The organism is Undibacterium sp. (assembly GCF_030683615.1).
Classification (GTDB): Bacteria; Pseudomonadota; Gammaproteobacteria; order Burkholderiales; family Burkholderiaceae_D; genus Undibacterium; species Undibacterium umbellatum.
The window spans coordinates 1-20,516 of the sequence record NZ_JAUXQE010000015.1 but is presented as its reverse complement, the minus strand read 5'-3'; the positions used below and the strand labels follow the sequence as shown (position 1 = coordinate 20,516).

General features: G+C 50.7%; 13 protein-coding genes. 8 read left to right on the top strand and 5 right to left on the bottom strand.

Features of this window, described 5'->3' with window-relative positions:
- Positions 1-22: 22 nt before the first annotated feature.
- Positions 23-865, bottom strand: coding sequence for an HDOD domain-containing protein (locus Q8K39_RS08035; RefSeq protein ID WP_305259277.1), 843 nt, complete (start codon positions 863-865; stop codon positions 23-25).
- A 255-nt stretch (positions 866-1,120) separates the two neighbouring features.
- Between Q8K39_RS08035 and Q8K39_RS08030 the strand changes: the two genes are divergently transcribed.
- The 3 genes from Q8K39_RS08030 (at position 1,121) to Q8K39_RS08020 (ending at position 5,571) form a co-directional block, all read left to right on the top strand.
- Positions 1,121-1,903 (top strand): hypothetical protein, encoded by a 783-nt coding sequence (locus Q8K39_RS08030; protein WP_305259276.1) that lies wholly within the window; start codon positions 1,121-1,123, stop codon positions 1,901-1,903.
- Between the two features lie 350 nt (positions 1,904-2,253).
- Complete coding sequence (locus Q8K39_RS08025) at positions 2,254-4,338, top strand: TonB-dependent siderophore receptor (protein WP_305259274.1); 2,085 nt, start codon at positions 2,254-2,256, stop codon at positions 4,336-4,338.
- A 21-nt stretch (positions 4,339-4,359) separates the two neighbouring features.
- On the top strand, positions 4,360-5,571 hold the full coding sequence (locus Q8K39_RS08020; RefSeq protein WP_305259350.1) for a PepSY domain-containing protein: 1,212 nt from the start codon (positions 4,360-4,362) through the stop codon (positions 5,569-5,571).
- A gap of 2 nt (positions 5,572-5,573) precedes the next feature.
- Here the strand turns inward: Q8K39_RS08020 and Q8K39_RS08015 are convergent, their stop codons facing one another.
- The 3 genes from Q8K39_RS08015 to zwf are packed head-to-tail and all read right to left on the bottom strand — an operon-like array spanning position 5,574 to position 8,625.
- Positions 5,574-6,491, bottom strand: a complete 918-nt coding sequence (locus tag Q8K39_RS08015; protein ID WP_305259273.1) for a MurR/RpiR family transcriptional regulator — start codon at positions 6,489-6,491, stop codon at positions 5,574-5,576.
- Entirely contained in the window at positions 6,482-7,150 is a 669-nt protein-coding gene (pgl, locus tag Q8K39_RS08010; protein ID WP_305259272.1) for a 6-phosphogluconolactonase, read from the bottom strand. The genes Q8K39_RS08015 and pgl overlap by 10 nt, the downstream gene beginning before the upstream one ends.
- A gap of 14 nt (positions 7,151-7,164) precedes the next feature.
- Complete coding sequence (gene zwf, locus Q8K39_RS08005) at positions 7,165-8,625, bottom strand: glucose-6-phosphate dehydrogenase (RefSeq protein WP_186955402.1); 1,461 nt, start codon at positions 8,623-8,625, stop codon at positions 7,165-7,167.
- Positions 8,626-8,932: 307 nt separating this feature from the next.
- On the opposite strand from zwf, the gene edd reads away from it, so the two are divergent.
- From edd to Q8K39_RS07980, 5 genes are all read left to right on the top strand, one after another.
- Complete coding sequence (edd, locus tag Q8K39_RS08000) at positions 8,933-10,774, top strand: phosphogluconate dehydratase (RefSeq protein ID WP_305259269.1); 1,842 nt, start codon at positions 8,933-8,935, stop codon at positions 10,772-10,774.
- 40 nt (positions 10,775-10,814) lie between these two features.
- On the top strand, positions 10,815-11,450 hold the full coding sequence (gene eda / locus Q8K39_RS07995; RefSeq protein ID WP_305259267.1) for a bifunctional 4-hydroxy-2-oxoglutarate aldolase/2-dehydro-3-deoxy-phosphogluconate aldolase: 636 nt from the start codon (positions 10,815-10,817) through the stop codon (positions 11,448-11,450).
- Between the two features lie 62 nt (positions 11,451-11,512).
- Positions 11,513-13,147 (top strand): glucose-6-phosphate isomerase, encoded by a 1,635-nt coding sequence (pgi, locus tag Q8K39_RS07990; protein WP_305259266.1) that lies wholly within the window; start codon positions 11,513-11,515, stop codon positions 13,145-13,147.
- A 202-nt stretch (positions 13,148-13,349) separates the two neighbouring features.
- Complete coding sequence (ppc, locus tag Q8K39_RS07985; protein WP_305259265.1) at positions 13,350-16,136, top strand: phosphoenolpyruvate carboxylase; 2,787 nt, start codon at positions 13,350-13,352, stop codon at positions 16,134-16,136.
- Between the two features lie 224 nt (positions 16,137-16,360).
- Positions 16,361-20,065, top strand: a complete 3,705-nt coding sequence (locus Q8K39_RS07980) for an AAA family ATPase (RefSeq protein WP_305259264.1) — start codon at positions 16,361-16,363, stop codon at positions 20,063-20,065.
- 8 nt (positions 20,066-20,073) lie between these two features.
- Here the strand turns inward: Q8K39_RS07980 and Q8K39_RS07975 are convergent.
- A partial coding sequence (locus Q8K39_RS07975; protein WP_305259262.1) for a DUF4214 domain-containing protein occupies positions 20,074-20,516 on the bottom strand: 443 nt, incomplete at its 5' end.

Here is a 20,516-nt window from a genome sequence, read left to right as displayed (position 1 = left end):
AGTTTGCAAGCGACAGGTGAGCTTATACCTCAACCGCTTCTTGCAACTTTTCAAATTCTATTGCTGCTTCGGCCAGGACTTCGTTGAGCAAGGCCTGGTCCAGACCAAGGCTTTCCCATGATTGCCCGGTGATTTCTGGCGGTGCCAGGTCAGGCGTGGTTGTCACACCCAGTGCGTGGGCTATGCCATCTGCGACATGAATTATCGTTGCCAGAAAGCCCAGCCCTGGTTTTTCAGGATGATGATGGCCAGAAATGGCCTTAACCATGACTTCTGAGAAATTCCACTGTACGGCCAGGGTTTCGCCAACGAGGGTATGATCAATTCCCAATATCTGTTTTTCGGTTTCATATTGCGTCGTTTGCAGTTCCACGCGCTGCGCCAGTACATGCTCGTAAGCCTCGGTATAGCAGGTTGCCAAAACGAGTGCGCCTATGTCATGCAATAAGCCAGCCGTGAATGCCACATCGACGTTGAAATTGAGTCGGCGCGCCAATATGCGGGCTGCGATGGCGACTGCATTTGAATGCCGCCAGAATTCCTTATGGCTAAATCCCCGACAATTATTTTCAGGGAAACAGCCTGTCAATGCAGCAGTCATGACGATTTGCCGTACTGTGCTCAAACCCAGCAATGAAATGGCCTGCTGCACTGTCGTCACCTTGATCATGGTGGAATAATAGGGTGAATTCGCATAGCGCAAGGTCTTCGCCGTCAGTGCCATATCATGGCTGACCTTTTGCGCCAGCTCCTGCATATTCAATTCTTCATCATCAATATTATTCAACAATTCCATCACGATGGCAGGCAAGGTAGGCAAATCCTGGACGCTGTCAATAATCTGGGCAAGAGAGATGGGATTCATTCAAAAGCTCCAACGATGAGATGTACACAGCTTGCCAGAAATACCTCAGGCTGACTTGAATTTTCATTATCAGCGTACACTTGCAGCAACGAAGTACCAATATTTCTATGTGCTTATAGTTAAGCTAGCTTTAGAATCGCTTCCTTTGTTTTTCATTTGGCTCAATAAATGCTTGATCTCTACACATCCAGGATTGCCAGGCTCAGTTATATAAGCCTGATTTGCGCTGCACTTTGCGCATGCGGCAAACAGCAGATGGAAAGTAAACCAGAATCACCTTCATCAGTAACAGTTGCTGCTTCCAGCGTCGCCAGTACAACAGTAAGTAGTCAGCCTGTTGCGAATGCCGCAGACAATTTCATCACCAGTCTGCAGGCGAAAATGAAATCCTACGACGAGGCGGTCCTGCGCAAATGGATAGATGAATTCAATGCACAGCAATTGAAGTCGCATGGAGTGACCGCAGCAGGGGAGGATGTGCCGCCATTGCCCGCAGGCGTAGTGCAAATTGAATTCGAAGACCTGGGTGAGCATGTATTGCTGCAATTGCGCGAAGTGCGGACTGCGCATAGCGATGAAATTGATGGTGGCCTGGATCAATTTCGGTCTGTCTTTTTCAATAAGGGCGACATGAAATTGTTGACTGATATCGCAACAAAAAGTCAGGCTATACCTGGCACCGGCATGCGCATTGCCATAGGTAGCCAACAAAGCTGTATGGGTGATAGCCCCGGTGAAGGCTATGCAATTTTTGACTTGAAACAAAATGGTAAAACCTATCTCAATGAAACATTCCAGGATCAGGTGCAAAGCTTTGAAGTAAGGCACGAAAAGCCTGGCACGATTCAATTACTGACGCATAGCGAAACAGATTTCAAAGGCAAAGAAAAGGATATACAGCAATGTGAAATAGGTAGCTGGGTTGATGTGCTGGAAACGACCTATACCATTAGCTGTGATACCAGGCTTGGCAAGTGCACATCGCAGAAAAAACAAAAAACTTATCCAGCTTGTAGTGCAGTGGGGGCCTGTGATTGACGCATCAGTCACAGGGAATATTCAAGCGTGAACAAGTACAGCACGAGGCGCGCCAGTTTTCCTGGATGCGTGGAGTGTGTCCTGAATTTATTTAAATTGTTAAATATAAATGAGAATGATTTGCAATTACATTTTTATGTAAGTAGAATAAGCTGAAGTTTTTACTTCTAACGCTATCAGAGGCAATTCTCTGCATAGGCAGTCAATTTCCAGGCTTATTTATGATTTCTCGCTCATGTTGTTCTCCCAGTTTCTCCGTTCTATCCCGCAACAATCCCGCATCGCTGCAAAGGAATTTACATCCTGTCGGTTCGCTTAACCCCTTAAGTCCTATTACATTAGCGCTTTCCATGCTGCTGGCAGCACCTGCTTTTGCAGAAGACGCAGCCCCAGCCAAGGCTAGTCAGGCAGAATTGCCTGAGGTCCTGGTAACTGGCGTTTCAGGTAATGAACCTAGTTCAGAAAAGACAGGCGCTTATACAAAGAGAAAAAGTAGTTCGGCAACCAGACTCGATTTGTCTTTGCGTGAAACACCGCAATCAGTATCAGTTGTTACCCGTGCCAAGATGGATGACTTCAAGCAAGTCAATGTGAATGATGTGCTGGCTAATACCACAGGTGTGTCGGTCGAAAAAGTAGAGACTGACCGTACTTATTACATGGCACGTGGTTTTGATATTACCAATTTCCAGTACGACGGCGTAGGCTTGCCCTTCACTTCTGGCAATTTGGCTGGTGATATTGATACAGCGATCTACGACAGGGTGGATATTGTGCGTGGCGCGAATGGCCTGATGTCGGCAACTGGCAACCCGTCTGCGACGGTCAACTTTATCCGCAAGCGCCCTGTCTACCAATTCCAGGCTTCCGCCGGACTGACATTGGGTTCGTGGAACACGCGCAGGCTGGACGCGGATGTATCCGGTGCCCTGAATGCTGCTGGCACCGTCGCGGGCCGTATCGTGGTCGCAAAACAGGCGGGTGATTCTTATCTCGACCGTTATTCGCCTGAAAAAACAGTGGTATATGGTGTGATTGAAGCCAACCTGGGCGAGGCCACCGTATTGAGTGTGGGGCATTCCCATCAGAAAAGCGATGCCAAGGGTGGCATGTGGGGTGCCTTGCCCTTGTATTACACGGATGGCAGCCCAACCAATTACCGGACTTCAACCAGCACCGCTGCAGACTGGTCACGCTGGTTAACCCAGGATGACCGCAGCTTTGTCGAACTGAACCATCAACTCGACAATGACTGGCAAATCAAGACGACACTTAGCCGCAACAGGTCAACAGGCGACTCCAAACTGTTTTATGCCTATGGCACACCAGATCGCAAGACCGGCCTGGGCTTGTATAGCTATCCTTCGCTGTATAACAATGTCAACACCCAGACTCTATTTGATTTGTCTGCCACAGGTAAATTCACTTTGGCAGGGCGTAGGCACGACCTGAGTTTTGGTATCAACTGGTCGAAGTCAAAGATGGATGATATCTCTCACTATGGCGTAGGAATAGGCACTGCTTTGCCAGATATCAGTAATTGGACGGGCAATTATCCGCAGCCAGCATTCAATGCCTATTCCGATGGCAGTGCGTATGAAGACACGCGCAAGACAATATTTGTTGCATCCCGTTTCAACCTGGCAGATCAATTCAAATTCATCGCCGGAGCAAACCATACCAAGGCTGAAAGCAGCGGTTATGCCTATGGTGTCAGCAGCCGCAAGAATGCCAACAATACCTCGCCTTATCTGGGTTTTGTCTATGATCTGACACCTTATGCTTCTGTGTATGCCAGCCACACTGAAATCTTCAATCCGCAAAGCGAAGTGGATGCCAGTGGTAAAACCCTGGACCCAGTCAAAGGCAAGGGCGATGAACTGGGTGTCAAGCTTGAATTGTTTGCCCGCAAGCTTAATTTGTCTGCAGCTGTTTTCAAGATACAGCAAAACAATGCAGCGGAGCAGGCTGGCTATATCGGCACCAAGAGTTTTTACCGCGGCATAGATGCGCAGTCACAAGGTTTTGAATTTGACGCCAGCGGTGAGTTGGCAAAAGGCTGGAACCTCAGCGCAGGCTATACGCAATTGCGCCTCAAGGGCAGTAATGATCGGGATGTCAAAACCTATGTGCCGAGAAAATTGTTCCGCCTGTCGACTACTTATCAACTGCCTTTCATGCCACAGGCAAAAGTCGGTGGCGGCCTGAACTGGCAATCGGATACTTTCCGTGACGAAGGTTCCGGAAACATCATACGCCAGGGCAGTTATGCAACGCTGAATTTGATGGCGCGTTATGACGTGAATCAAAACCTTAGCATATCGGCAAACCTGAACAATGTCAGTGATCAAAAATACCTGACCAGTCTGTACTGGAGCCAGGGCTATTATGCTGCGCCAAGAAACGGCAGCGTTGCGGTCAACTGGAAATATTGATAGGCCAGGAAATTTATGTCGATGCGTCCTGTCTTTGTCTTGCTGCACCGCTGGTTCGGGCTGGCGGTGGCTGTATTTTTGTTCATCTCCGGTCTGACCGGGGCTTTCATCTCCTGGGATCATGAGCTGGATGCCTTGCTCAATCCACATTTGTTCGAGGCGCGCAGCCAGTCGCAAGTCAAGACTGGCAACGCCATGTCAGGACTGGAACTGGCCAACAGGGTGGAAGCACGCGACCCCCGTATCTGGGTGACCTATGTACTGAACGAGGCCGAGCCAGGGCATACCAGCCAGATGTCGGTAGAGGGGCGGATCGACCCGGCCACGGGTAAGGTTTACCCCCTGGGTTTTAACCAGATTGCGGTTGACCCTGTCACTGGCGATGTACAGGGCAAGCGGCAATGGGGTGAAATATCCCTGAGTCGTGAAAATCTGCTGCCGTTTTTATACAAGCTGCATTACACCATGCATATACCTGAGGTATCTGGTATAGAGCTGGGTATTTTGTTCATGGGTATCATAGGTATAGTGTGGGTGCTGGATTGTTTTATCGCGCTATGGTTGTCTTTTCCTAACTGGCGCAGTTGGCACAAGTCCTTTGCTTTTCGCTGGCGTCAGGGCGGACACAAACTCAATTTTGACTTGCACCGTTCCAGTGGTGTCTGGCTGTGGCTGTTCATGCTGCTGCTGGCGATTACCTCGGTATCGATGAACCTGAATTCACAGGTGGTGCGTCCTGTGGTGTCATTGTTTTCACCTTTGAGTGCAGATGTGTTTTCCAGCCGCGTTCCACAAGCACCTGACAAGCCTCTCATTCCCGCCATCAGCCGCGAGCACGTCATTGAGGTGGCGAAACAGGATGCGCAAAAACGGGGCTGGACTTTGCCAGCAGGCGGTATATTCTATTCACCTGCTTTTGGCGTGTACGGAGTGGGATTTTTTGAGCCTGGCAATGATCACGGCGATGTCGGTTTGGGTAACGCCTGGCTGTATTTTGACGGCAAGGATGGGCAGGCTTTGGGTGGGAAGATTCCCGGTACCGGATCTGCTGGCGATATTTTCCTGCAGGCGCAATTCCCTTTGCATTCTGGCCGCATCCTGGGTTTGACCGGGCGTATCCTGATTTCATTGCTCGGACTTGTGGTTGCCATGTTGAGCGTCACTGGGGTGATTATCTGGACGAGAAAGCGGCGTGCCAGGGTAGTAGCCAACGCCGCTATGCAAACTGCTTGACCTTAGCCTATCTTGGGCACCAGGCGTTTTTCACTGATACTGGCCTTGGCTCTTTCCAGCATGTCGATGGCAGCGGGGCCGCGCAGCAGGGTGACGGCAACAGCCAGCGCGTCGATATAAGTCAAATGTGCGAGGCGTGAAGTCATGGGGGTGTAGATGTCAGGGTCTTCTTCCACATCGACTCCGATATGCACGTCAGCCAGTTCTGCCAGCGGGCCACCGCTGGCACACAATACCAAAATCTTGGCACCAGCCTGTTTCGCCAGTTGCACGCTGTCGATAAGATCGCGCGTGCGGCCTGTGCGGGAAAATGCCACGACCACGCAATCGCTATTCAATAAAGTGGCTGACTGAGCCTGCAAGTGGGCATCGCAAAATACCGTAGTCGGTATGCCAAAGCGGAAGAATTTCAGCTGTGCATCAATAGCCAGTGCACCGGAATAACCCAGGCCATAACATTCTATGCGGCGGGCCCGCGCTAGCAGGTTGACTGCTGCTTCAAAGGTCGCGGTATTGGCATTATTGCGGGCTTCCATCAATGCGGCGATGGTGCGGTCAAAGACCTTGGGCAAGACATCGCGTACATGATCAGCCTGATTCACATCCAGATGCAAAAACGGGATGCCAGTGGCAAGACTTTTGGCAAATGCCAGCTTGAAGGTTTTGAAGCCGTCAAATCCCAGGCTCTGGGCAAAGCGGGCCACCGTTGGTTCACTGACATCACAAGCCTGGGCCAATACCCGTATCGACATTTCCAAAGCATCATGCGGCTTTTGCAGCAGGAAATCTGCCACCTGGCGCTCAGCACGGCTCAAGGCCGTGCTGGCAGTGCGTATGCGTGCCAACAAGCCTTTTTCAGGAGGTGTGTTGGGTTTATTGTCAGAAAACGGATTGGCCATATACATGTGTTTTACGGACACCAGAAAACATCTATGGTACAGCCTGCTTCACGCAACAAGGACGCAACTGGCAGATTATTTTCTATCGCCTGTTCCAGTACCTGGCGTTTTTCCGCACCGGTAATCACCAGCCAGATGCGTTTGGTATTGAGCAGGCGTGGTAAAGAAAGCGACATGCGGCTTTGGCGGGTTTGCGGATGTACAGCCGCCAGGCAGGCCAGGTCATCATGCTGGGTAGGCGCGCCAGGGAAGAGGGAAGCTATATGTCCGTCTGCACCCATGCCCAGCAAGACTGCGCTGAAGGCTTGTGGCAATTGCTCATTCAAACGCAAGCTGATGGCTTCTGTCGCCACTTCCGGTGTACGGGATGCATTTTTCAAAGACACCAGTTGCCAGCGCTTGCCAGCAGCAGAGCCAGACAGGCAACGACGGAACAGGCCCTCATTGCTTTGCGTGTCCTGGTCTGGCACCCAGCGTTCATCGGTAGCCACCAGCTTGATGGGATTGTGCGCATCTATATTCGACAGCAACTGATCCAGACGTTGATATACAGGCGCAGGCGTGGAGCCACCAGCCAGGGCAAAGCTGCTGCCATCTGGTGTGGTCTGTATGACGTCCAGCCATTGCTGGCTCAGAGCTTCGGTCAGTGCCGAAAAATTGTCAAAGGTATGGTATTTCATGGTCATTTTATCGCTTAGCTTTCAACGAATTCTTCACCCCAGGCTGCTCCATGCTGTGCCAGCAAATAACTGGCGGCAGACGGGCCCCAACTGCCTGAGATATACGACTTGAGACCTTCGCTATCGTTTTGCCAGGCGCTCATGATGGGGTCTATCCAGGCCCATGCCGCACTCAGTTCATCATCACGCACGAACAGGGTCAGGTCGCCGTGCATGGCATCAAGCAAGAGGCGCTCATAAGATTCAACTCGGCGTGAATTCGACACTTCAGCAAAGTCCAGGTTCAGGGCAACGTCAGACAGACGGATACCTTCGCCAGGTTCCTTGGCCTTCATATACAGTTGTACACTTTCTTCTGGCTGCAAAGAAATCACCAGACGATTTGAGCGCAAAGGCCCTTGTGATTTGCCGAAAATCGAATACGGAATAGGTTTGAAATTAATCGTGATTTCAGCACTGCGGCTGGCCATGCGCTTGCCAGTACGCAGGTAAAAAGGTACACCAGCCCAGCGCCAGTTATCGATCTCTGCGCGGATGGCAACAAAGGTTTCTGTGCGTGAAGACGGTGGCACGCCAGGCTCATTCTGGTAAGCGATAACAGGTTTGCCATCAACGGCACCGGCACGGTATTGGCCGCGTACGGTTTTCTTGCTGACTTCATCTGGAGTGAACTTGTGCAGGGCGCGCAAGACTTTGACTTTTTCGTCGCGGATGGCGTCAGGGTTGGCATTCACCGGTGGTTCCATGGCGACGATGGACACGAGTTGCAGCAAATGATTTTGTACCATGTCACGCAGGGCACCGGTATGGTCGTAGAAATCACCTCGTGATTCCACACCCACTTGTTCAGAGATGGAGATTTGCACATCCTGTATCCATTTGCGGTTCCACAAAGGCTCAAGGAAGGAATTGGCAAAGCGCAATGCCAGCAGATTTTGCACCATCTCTTTACCAAGGTAATGATCAATACGGTAAATCTGGTGTTCGTTCAGGTAAGAACGCAGGGAGTGATTGATCTCTTTGGCGGACTGGGCATCGCGCCCCAATGGTTTTTCTACCACCACGCGGGCATTGCCCTCGACCAGGCCATGCTTGGATAATTGCTCGACCACGGGGATAAAGATGTCAGGGCCAGTCGCCAGGTAAAACAGGGTGGCGTTGGTTTCGCTGGTTTGCAGGCTGTCTTTCAATGCGGCGAAATCTTCTGGAATGCGCGCATCGATTTTTGAATAATGCGTGGTTGCCAAAAAGGCTGCACGCTTTTCTTCTGTCGCACCATCTACATTAGACGCATAAGATTCTATGGCGGCAGCGACACGCACACGGAATTCTTCATCAGTCAGCTTTTCCCGTGCTGCACCAATGAACTTGAAGTTCTGGTCCAGCCGGCCATTCACAAATGCGCTATACAAAGCAGGGATGATCTTGCGCTTGGCAAGATCGCCAGTGCCGCCAAATAAGACAAATGTGGTCATGCTGACTCCAGGTTGTGGTTGTTATGTTGGGTGCAATACAGACGCTTGCTATGTGTTGCCGTATGTTGCTATGTATTGCGACAAATGTACTAGATTGATGATAGTAATTTATCTTGATTATGCCAGAAAATATTCAAAAATGTAGTTTCATTACGATAAATTTGATAGTTGTGCCAAAAAAAACAGCTAAATATCAAAGTACTGAAAGTTTGTTACAGAAATGAAGGGATTTGTGCTATCTTTGTTGGCATTGATTCAGTATAGCTACAGCTTTCTTATTTTGCCCAAACGGGTCACAGGTGTTTATATGACGACATCCCCATCCACTGCGTTGCACCCTGTTATCGACAAGGTCACACAGCGCATTACCGAGCGCAGCAAAAACCTGCGCAGTACTTATCTTTCCCAGTTGGAGCAAATGCGTGGCCGTGGGCCGCGTCGCGCCAGTCTGTCTTGTGCTAATCAGGCGCATGCCAATGCGGCCATGGATAGCGGCACCAAGATCTGGCTCAACCAGGCACAAAAACCGAATATAGGCATCGTTACCGCTTACAACGATATGTTGTCGGCACATCAGCCCTATGAACATTATCCTGTGCAGATACGCCAGACAGCCCTGCGCTTTGGCGCTACTGCCCAGGTAGCTGGTGCCGTGCCTGCCATGTGTGATGGTGTGACGCAAGGTCGCCCCGGCATGGAGCTGTCGCTGTTCTCACGCGATGTGATTGCCCAGGCGACTGCAGTGGCTTTGACCCATGATGCTTTTGATGCGACACTCTGCCTTGGTATCTGCGACAAGATCGTGCCCGGTCTGCTGATAGGTGCGCTGGCCTTTGGTCACCTGCCTACCATCTTCATACCAGCTGGTCCCATGGGTTCTGGCTTGTCGAACAAAGAAAAAGCTGCAGTGCGTGAGCGCTATGCCCAAGGCAAAGCGACCAAGGAAGAATTACTCGCCGCAGAAAGTGCTGCCTACCATAGCGCAGGCACCTGCACTTTCTATGGCACAGCCAACAGCAACCAGATGTTGCTGGAAGCGATGGGCCTGCATTTGCCAGGTGCTGCCTTTGTCCATCCTGGTGATCCATTGCGCAGCGTGCTGACAGACGCCGCGGTAGAGCGCGTCCTGCAATTGACCGAGCAAAGCGGCAACTACAAACCCATAGGCCAACTGGTCAATGAAAAAACCATCGTCAATGCTGTCATCGCCTTGCTGGCGACAGGTGGTTCCACTAACCATACTATTCACTGGATTGCCGTGGCCCGCGCTGCTGGCATCATTATTGACTGGCAGGATTTTGATGAACTGTCATCCGTCATTCCTCTGCTGACGCGTGTTTATCCTAACGGCACTGCAGACGTGAATGCCTTTGAAGATGCAGGTGGCCCGGTATTCGTTATCCGTGAACTCTTGTCTGCTGGGCTCATGCATGCCGATGTCATGACTGTCTATGGCGATGATGGTTTGAATTCACATACCAGTCACCCAGTATTGACTGAAGATGGCAAAGTCAAATGGGAAGCGCTGCCCGCAGAATCGACCGACACTACAGTCGTTCGCAATGTGACTGATCCTTTTGCACCTACCGGTGGCCTGCGCTTATTGCACGGCAACCTGGGTCGTGCCATCGTCAAGGCTTCTGCCGTGCCTGAAGACGCATGGATCATCAAAGCACCAGCAAAAGTATTTGAATCACAGGATGCCCTGGTCAAAGCCTATAAAGCAGGTGAGCTGAATATGGACTTTGTTGCCGTCGTCATCTTCCAGGGACCGCAGGCAAATGGCATGCCTGAGTTGCATCAGTTTACGCCTGTGTTGGGTAGCCTGATGTCGGCAGGTTATAAGGTTGCGCTGGTGACGGATGGCCGTATGTCGGGTGCATCAGGCAAAGTACCTGCGGCCCTGCATGTTAGTCCGGAAGTGGCACAAGGCGGCCCGCTGGGTAAAGTGCGTGATGGTGATGTGGTTGAACTCAATGTGCACACTGGTGAATTGCGTGCCCTGGTGGATGCTGATGTCTGGTCACAACGCGCCGTGCGTGAACTCAGCAAGGAAGTCACTTTCGGTTATGGCCGCGACTTGTTCGCTGCACAGCGTCGTGTCGTGACAGCGCCTGAGCATGGCGCATCCACTCTTTTTATAGATTAATTTTCTAAAAGCGAAACCCATCATGAGCCTGAATATCAGCATGAGCAAACGAAACATCATCGCCCAACTGGAACAAATCCGCGTATTGCCTATCCTCGTTACTGATGATGTCGATCAGGCGATACGTTGTGTGACTACGCTGGCAGAAAATGGTTTGCCAGCAGTTGAAATCACCTTGCGTACGCCAAATGCCATGACAGTCTTGCGCGAAGTCGTCAAGGCCTGCCCGACAGTGACGGTGGGTGCAGGTACCATCCTGACGCAAGCGCAACTGGATGCAGTCAGAGAGACAGGCGCAGCCTTTGGTATCAGCCCGGGCATCACACCTTTATTGGCAAAAGCCGCGGCTGATTCTGGCCTGCCCTATTTTCCTGGCGTTGGTGGTGCGAGTGACCTGATGCTGGCACTGGAACATGGCTTCAATGTCGTCAAACTATTCCCTTCCGATATCGTCGGTGCCACCAAGATGGCCAAGGCCCTTGGCGGCCCTTTCCCTGACGTGAAGTTCTGCCTGACCGGTGGCGTCACAGTGGAAGCGACACCAGCACTTTTGCAGCAATCAAATATCCTGTGCGTAGGTGGTTCCTGGATGTGCCCGGCCTCACTGATCAATGCAGGCGATTGGGCGGCGATTGGTGTGCTGGCTGCCGCTGCAGCCGCAGCAGGCAAGAAGTAAATACTGATTTAAGTAAAATTTTTAGCACTTTCACTAAACACTTTTCGCAAATAAGCAAGATTATGGTCACTTCCGTATCGCGTACTCCTATCTGGGGTTTGTTGCAGCAACGTGCCACCAACATGCCCAACCTGAAAGACTTGTTTCGTGCTGATCCTCAGCGCTTTGCGCATTTTTCAGCGTCTGCTTGTGGCATCATGCTTGATTACTCCAAGCAACGCATAGACACGACAGCAAAGTTGAATTTGCTGGCATTGGCCAGACAGCAGGATGTAGAGTCACGCCGCGATGCAATGTTACGCGGTGAAGCGATCAACCAGACGGAAAACCGTGCAGTGCTACATACGGTACTGCGTTTGCCCAAAGGTGAATCCTTTGATTTGAATGGTGAAAATATTGCTGCCGATGTGCACCAGGTGCTGGCGCAAATGCGGACGTTCAGCGACGCGGTCAGGGAAGGGCGCTGGCAGGGATATACTGGCAAGGCCATACGCACTATCGTTAATATTGGTATTGGTGGTTCCGATCTTGGCCCGCAAATGGCTTGTATCGCTTTGGCACCGTGGTCGCAAAAAAACCTGTCCCTGCATTTCGTCTCCAATGTCGATGGCCGTCATGTAGCCGATGCGCTGGCAAATGCTGATCCTGAAACTACCTTGTTCGTGGTCGCATCCAAGACCTTCTCGACCATGGAAACCCTGACCAATGCCCGCACTGCGCGTGAATGGATGCTGTCACATGGTTGCCCGGTCGATCAGATACGCCAGCATTTCGTGGCACTGAGCACTAACGTAAAAGCCGCTGCTGATTTTGGTATCGCCCCTGAAAATGTCTTCCCATTCTGGAACTGGGCTGGTGGCCGTTATTCGATGTGGAGTGCGATTGGTCTTTCGATTGCACTGTATGTAGGTGCAGACCGTTTTGAAGAAATGCTGGCTGGCGCGCATGAAATGGACCTGCATTTCGCCCAGGCACCGCTGGAACAAAACCTGCCAGTATTGATGGCTTTGATAGGTGTGTGGAATATCAATTTCCTTGGCTTGCAAGCCTTGTCGATTGCACCTTACCACCAGCGTATGACACGCTTGCCAGCCTACTTGCAGCAACTGGAAATGGAAAGCAATGGCAAGTCTGTCACGCGTGAAGGCCAGCGCGTCGATTACACGACTTCACCTATTTTGTTTGGTGAAGCAGGCACCAATGGTCAGCATGCTTACTTCCAGTTATTGCATCAGGGAGCAACGATTATCCCTACGGACTTTATCGTGGTGGCTGATGATGATGCCGGTTTGCCGGGGCACAATCAGGCGCTGCTGGCAAATTGCTTTGCGCAATCCAAGGCTATGGCCTGGGGCAAGAGCATGGCAGAGGTAAGGGCTGAACTCGGTGATTTGCCTGAAAAAGTACTGGCGCCACGTGTGTTTGAAGGCAATCGCCCGACATCGACAGTCTTGCTGGATTCTCTGACGCCACGTTCTTTGGGGGCACTGATTGCCTTGTATGAACATAAGGTGTTTGTTCAATCCGTGATCTGGGACATCAACGCCTTTGATCAATGGGGTGTTGAGCTGGGAAAATCGCTGGCGCAGCAATTGATCAGCCTTGATCCAAATGCAGTCAAAGAAGATTACGATAGTTCAACCAAGGGCTTACTGATGGCAGTTGGCCGTAGTCATAAACTGAAAAAGGCTGCCTAGTATCATGTTTGGACGCGCTGATGTTGTAAGCAAGCCTCAGCGTGTTTGATATATTAGTTTGCAAGAGTTGCTGTAAGCATGCTGTCAAGGCAATGGCTTACTTTGTAGAGCGCTTTCGTCGACGCTGTAAATATATTGTCGTACCCAGACGCACAAGAATTTTCATCGATCTGTTTTTATCCTTACCGTAGAATTTGTCAGCATGAACGCCCACCTACACCCGCAATTAAAAATGAATGATATCAGCGACGACAAAGACCAGAGCCTGCGTGAAGACATACGCAGGCTGGGCCGCATATTAGGCGACACGGTAAGAAACCAGCATGGCGATGAAGTGTTTGATCTCATCGAGCAAGTGCGCCAGAATTCCATTCGTTTTCGTCGTGATGCCGATGAAGCCGCTCGTGCTGAGCTGGAAACTACGCTCGATACATTGACCAATGACCAGACTACACAAGTCATACGTGCTTTCAGTTATTTTTCACATCTGGTGAATCTGGCAGAGGACCAGCATCATATACGCCGTACCCGTGCGCATTTGATTGCAGGTTCTGCACCGCGCCAGGGCAGCCTGGCACATACCATAGAGGCCCTGTACAACACAGGGCACAGCAGCCAGCAGTTGCTGGACTTTTTTGAGACTGCGCAAGTCTTTCCGGTATTGACGGCCCACCCAACAGAAGTGCAGCGCAAGAGCATTTTGAATTGTCAGATGGTGATTACCCGTCTGCTCGATGAGCGCGACCGTATGCAATTGACGCCGGAAGAATCTGCAGCCAATGATGAAGCGCTTGGGCGCGCAGTATTGACCCTGTGGCAGACTCGTATGCTGCGTACTTCCAAATTGTCTGTGCTCGACGAAGTGGAAAATGGCTTGAGTTTTTATGACTACACTTTCCTGCGCGAATTGCCACATCTATATGCTGGTCTCGAAGACCTGCTGGCGAGTAAGGATCCCGCTTTGACGCAAACAGAGCTGCCCAGCTTCATGAAAATGGGCAGTTGGATAGGTGGTGACCGTGACGGCAATCCTTTCGTTACTGCTACTGTGCTTGAAAAGACCCTGGCCATGCAGGCTACACGCGCCTTTAAATTCTACCTTGAAGAATTGCACACTCTGGGTTCGCAATTATCGATGGCGAACCTGTTGGTGAAAGTCTCTGACGACTTGCTGGCCTTGGCTGAACGCTCGCCAGATCATTCGCCGCACCGTTCTGACGAGCCTTATCGCCTGGCTATTAGCGGTGTATATGCGCGTCTGTCAGCGACCTACAAACAATTGCTGGGCCTGGAACCTGTCATACATCCCAGCGGCATCGCCGAACCTTATGCAACCGCAGAAGAACTGGCTGCGGATCTTGATATCGTTCACCACTCTTTGCATGCCAACGGTTCTGCTGCGATTACGCGTGGCCGTTTGCGTCACTTGCGCCGTGCGGTCAAGGTATTTGGTTTTTATCTGGCACCTATCGATTTGCGCCAGAACTCAGACGTGCATGAACGCGTTGTGCATGAGTTACTGCAAGCAGCTAATCCAGAATTGAAGTACCTGGATTTGAATGAAGACCAGCGTATAGAAGTTCTGATTAAAGAAATCAGCTCAGCCCGTCCGCTGGCTTCACCTTACCTGACATATTCGGAAGAAACACAATCGGAACTGGCAATCTACCGCGCCGCCTGCACCGCGCAAAAGCGTTATGGCAAAGGCTCAGTACCGAATTGCATCATCTCCAAAACCGATGGCGTGTCTGATATGCTTGAACTGGCCTTGTTGTTGAAAGAGTCAGGTTTATTGCATCCGGCAGAAGGCCGTGTTGATGTCAATATCATCCCGCTGTTTGAAACCATAGGCGATTTGCAGAATAGTGCACCTGTCATGGACAGGCTGTTTGGCATTCCTGCTTATGCTCGCCTGCTTACCAGCCGCAGCAATGCGCAAGAAGTCATGCTCGGTTACTCTGATAGTAACAAGGACGGCGGTTTCCTGACTTCAGGTTGGGAACTGTATAAGGCCGAGCTTGATCTGATAGCGATATTCAGCAAACACCAGGTGCGCTTACGTCTGTTCCATGGTCGTGGTGGTTCGGTGGGGCGAGGCGGTGGTCCTAGCTATCAGGCGATCCTGGCGCAACCCGCTGGTGCAGTGCAGGGGCAAATCCGTTTGACTGAACAAGGTGAAGTAATTACCGCCAAATATGGCAATCCTGAAGTAGGGCGGCGCAATCTTGAAGTGCTGGCGGCAGCTACTATGGAAGCCAGTTTGCTGGCACACACCGAACCGGCACCACGTCCTGAATTTTTATCGGTGATGGAAGAATTGTCTGACCATGCTTTCAAGGCCTATCGTAATCTGGTCTATGAAACTGAAGGTTTCGAGCAGTATTTCTGGGAATCGACAGTCATTTCCGAGATTGCTGGCCTTAACATAGGCAGTCGCCCGGCATCGCGTAAAAAATCGACAGCGATAGAGGATTTGCGTGCCATCCCCTGGGTATTCAGCTGGTCACAATGTCGGCTTATGTTGCCGGGCTGGTTTGGGTTTGGCTCAGCCGTACAAGCTTACTTGAAGGCCCATCCCGATAACGGTTTGCAGACTTTGCAAGCAATGTTTAGAGAATGGTCTTTTTTCAGTACTGTGCTATCGAATATGGAGATGGTGCTGGCCAAGAGCGATATCGGGATTGCCAGCCGTTATGCGCAATTAGTCAAGGATGAATCCTTGCGTAACCGCATCTTTCCGCGCATACAGACTGAACATGAAGCGACCATAGAAATACTGAAGTCTATTTCTGGCCAGGATGAATTGCTGGCGGCAAATCCTTTGCTGGCACGTTCGATACGCAACCGTTTCCCTTATCTGTCACCATTGAATCACGTTCAGGTAGAATTGTTGGAACGCTACCGTAAGGGTGATGAAGACGAGCGAGTGCGTCGTGGCATACATTTGTCCATTAATGGTATTGCTGCTGGTTTACGTAATAGCGGTTGATTCTTTTATTTCTTATCTCTTATGAAACCTTCCCTTGATTGTCAGGGAAGGTTTTTTATTTGTAATGACGCAAGATCCCCTTTTACTTGCGCTGATTCAAAGAGGGGAATAGGTGACCCGGTTATAATATTGCTATTCGGCTACATGTATGTGTGTTTTTATTGTTCATGCCGTTGCAGTTTGCAATCATGTTTGCCAGCGGAAAGTATCTACCTTCAAAGAATATGCACACCTCAGCATCGCCAGATCCATCTACCTCTCAGCTTGACATTTCCTTGCTAGGCAACTTCCAGTTGAAACTGGATGGTCATGACATCGCTGACAAGCTCAAATACCGCAAAGCCATTTATCTTTTGGCCTATCTGGCGGTAGCCAGCAGTCGCTGGATAGCCAGGGAACAATTGGCAGAACTGCTGTGGCCTGACTTGCCTGGTGCAGCAGCACTGACGAACCTGCGCCAGGTACTCAATAATCTTGGCAAAGTCATCAATACGTCCATTGGTGTCGAGGTTATACAAAGCAAGCGAGACAGTATTGCTTATTTTCCAGATGCGCGGGTACATGTGGATATTGCTAGCCTGCTCAATGAATGGCAGGCCGATGACCCGGCTGACCTGTTTTGCACATGGCTGACAAATAGCTTTGAGCCAAAGCTAAGCCAACTCAATCATGATTTTCTTGAACGCTTGGAACTCAATGTAGGCACTGATTTGCAATCATGGATAAACCAGATGCGCAAGCAGTTGCGGGAACGTTGGCGTGATCTGGCTGCAAGGCTCTGCCGTGAGCAGGAACAGGCTGGACGCATTGCTTCAGCTGTGGCGATCGCCAACCTGCTATGGGAACAGGATAGTTTGAACGAAAATACTGCTTCAAAGCTGATACGGCTGTTGCTTTCTTGTGGTGATTTCAAACGTGCCAATTTTGTGTTGAATACGCTGGAGCAGAATTTGCTCGCTGCTTTTGGTACACGTGCATCGGCTTCTACCAGGAGGCTGTTGCAGCAAGACCCCATGCTAGCGGTAGTTGATCACGACCTTACAGGAAAAAAGCAGACTTCAATTGTCAGCAAGGCTGTGACCGAAATCCGCTGGCTTACCTTTGCCTATGTGGATTTTGACCTTTCTCGCTATGCAGGGACAGACGAGGCAGACGCAATTTTGCATATGGACCAGTTACTTTGCACAGCGCGAGAGAAAATCAGCCTGTGGGGCGGGGCTTGCAAGCAGATATTTGGTCAAGGTTTTCATGCGAGTTTTGGTATGCATACCGAACCTGAGCAAGCGGCCTTGAGGAGTATTTATGCCGCACAAGAAATCATGCTTGCAGATGATGCGCGTCAGTACCTGCGCATTGGAATTTGTGCTGGCAATGTCCAGTGTACAGTTGATGAGATGCGCTTTCTTGGTACCTTGCCAAGAATAGCGCAAGAGCTGTGCTGGTCTGCTTCAGCGGGTGAAATTGTGTTTGATCGTATATTGGCAGATCAAATCAACAGCAAGCTGAAAAATGATGTCATACAAGCGCTGGCTTATAATCACTACGCGCATGGCATAGCCAAGTACAGGCTGGCAAGGCAACTCGTGAGCATCGGCGATCAGCAAGAATTTCCTCTCGTGGGGCGTAGTGAAGAGTTACAGATCATATGGCGCCATTGGCAGCTGGCAAAGCAGGCACAACCACAATGGTTGATATTGCGTGGCAATGCTGGCATGGGGAAGACCAGGCTGGCAACTGAAGTGAGCCGCCAGCTCGATACCGCAGAAAACCGTGTCATCCGAATTTATTGCACGCTTGAATACCAACATCAGTCACTGGCAGCCTTGCGACAAGCGCTGGCCGAGCTATTTGCTTTGCCAGCTGTACAAGCGGAGGACTATCCGGTCAGAATAAGGGCAAGACTGCAGGAGCTGGTACCGGATTCTGAGCTAGATCAAGCAATGCTGCATGCCCTCGTTTCTTTATTTGATCAGAGCATGTGGGTGGAGGCAGATAGCAAGAATCAGATATTTGCTGCTCTGGGCATGTTGTTTGACCAATTGTCCAGGCAAAAGACTTGCCTTGTATTGATCGATGATTTTCACTGGTCAGATTTCGCTACCCGCGAATTTCTGGCCCGTTACGCCGGCAGCCTCGAGAAGCAACAGTTATTGCTGTTGGTAACAACCAGGACAGACGCTCCGTTGGAACATGCTGGCGCCTCACCCGTTGTTATTGAGCTGAATCCCCTGGCTTTTTCTGCTGCAGAGGAAATGGTTGCGGCCTGCGACCGTCGGCATCTTTTGTCGATGCAAGACCAGGCCCGCATAGCGCGTGATTGCGGTGGCATTCCGCTGTTTATTGAGAGGCTTACCCTGAGCCACACAGAAGACGGACAACATCACCTGATATCGGTCAAGGAATTATTGCAGAGTGAGTTGGATAAGCTCGGGCCATACAAGAATATTCTGCAAGTGGCTGCCGTTATTGGTAATAATTTCAATGGACGTGTACTCAGCAGCCTGCTCCCTGATGAAGACGTGGGTGGCCCACTGCAACTGGCCATTGGCTATCGCTTGGTGCAAGCGGGGGCACAGCACGGGCAATATCGCTTTCAACATGCGTTGATTGCAGATGCTGCTTACCAAAGTTTCCCTGAAAAACAAAGACGGCTTACTCATCAATGCGTGGCAGAATACTTAATAAAGGAGTCTGGGACATCGAGTGCAGAAATTGCCCGACATTTTGAAGAGGCGCGTGACTGGCACCAGGCTGCCTCCATGTGGACTATCAGCGGGCAAAAAGCATTGGCAAATGAATTTGCCATGGATGCCTTGCATGATTTTGGCAAGGCGCTGGATATCGCTTTGCAGCCACAATCCGGGTTGACGCATTTACAAATTTCTCTGCGTTTGTCTTTGGGCAATGCTGCGCTGTTATGCCAGGGATATGGATCCCAATTGGGGCATCAGCAGTTCCGGGCAGTCTGTGATAGTTTGAATGACTTACCTGCACCCGATCATGAAGAAACAGAGTCTTTGTTCCGTGCATTAAGTGGTTTGTACATGGGTGGGAGTTCTCAAGGCAAGAGCGATGGCCTGGGTATAGCGCGGCGCCTGGAGGAGTTGGCAGATACGCCAGCCAAGCGGCTGATGGCCTGCTTTTCGCTGGGTAATTCATTGTTCTGGCGCGGGCTGTTTGTAGAGGCATTGCACTATCAAAAGGAAGGATTGTCCATCGCTAAGACGCTCAGCCTGGAAGAGCGGCAGCGTTACTGGGCCGAAGATCTTGAGATACTGATACGCGCCTTCCTGTGCTGGAATCTGTGGTTTTTGGGCGATGCCTATGCCCATGAACTGGCAAGGGAAAGTACCTTGCTGGCCAGAGAGCGCAAAAAAAGCCATGCCTTATGCTTTATGCTGACTTTCAATACGGCCATGTGCTGGACTGCTGGTCAAATGGATGAAGTCACCATGCTTGCAGGAGAGGGAGTACAACTAGGTACACAATTTGGATTTCCATTATGGCAGAGCATGAATAGTTTGTTTTATCTTTCTGCGCAGGCAAATGGCAACAAGCTCGAAGACATCAAACCCGCCCTGCAAGCAGCAGAAAATTTGCACGGTGCCTACCGCGCAGGTACCACCACGGCCAGTTGGGTATTGGCAAGTACGCTGATCAAATTGCAATGCTGGGAGGAGGCAAAGTCTTTGTTGGAAAAGACACTAAGCGAAATTGACAAGTACGAGGATTATTACTGTCATGCAGACTTGCTGCGGTTGAGCAGTTTGTGTCACATGCAAGAGGGAGATATCGATCTTGCGATTGAAACGCTTGAAAAGGCCTTGAAGATGGCAACAGCTCAAGGGGCTTTGGGATTGCTTGATGCAATCAGGCAGGCAATTGTAGATTGTCGGCTACTGCAGCAAAAGCACGCTTTGCTGCAGTAGCTTAATGATCAAGCCATAAACCTCGCCAGATACTCAGGCGAATTAATAAACTGCCCGATCAGCGTCACCGTATCAGTCGCTGATTGTGCCAACAGTTGATCAAACACCACCTGATCTGGCGCATGACCCAAGAGGCCGATGTAATCCAGCGTCAGCGATACTTTGGATTGAGAATTCGCCTTGAACTCCGTCGACTCCGTAAAACCCGCCAGCATATCGCCCCTGGAGAGGCCACTCCCCAATTGCCCCAGCCAATAAGCCTTGCCTGCTGCGTCTGAACCACGGTGCAGCACATTCTGGTAGACCCTGTCCACAAATGCGGTATTGTCCAGTGCCCCGTAAGTCTTCTGGAACTCAGCACTGGCCACGAATGAGCTACTGATCTTGGACAGGTTCATGCCATCCTTTTGCGCCTGCATCCAGTACGCCAAGCCCTCACGGTCAGGCAAAC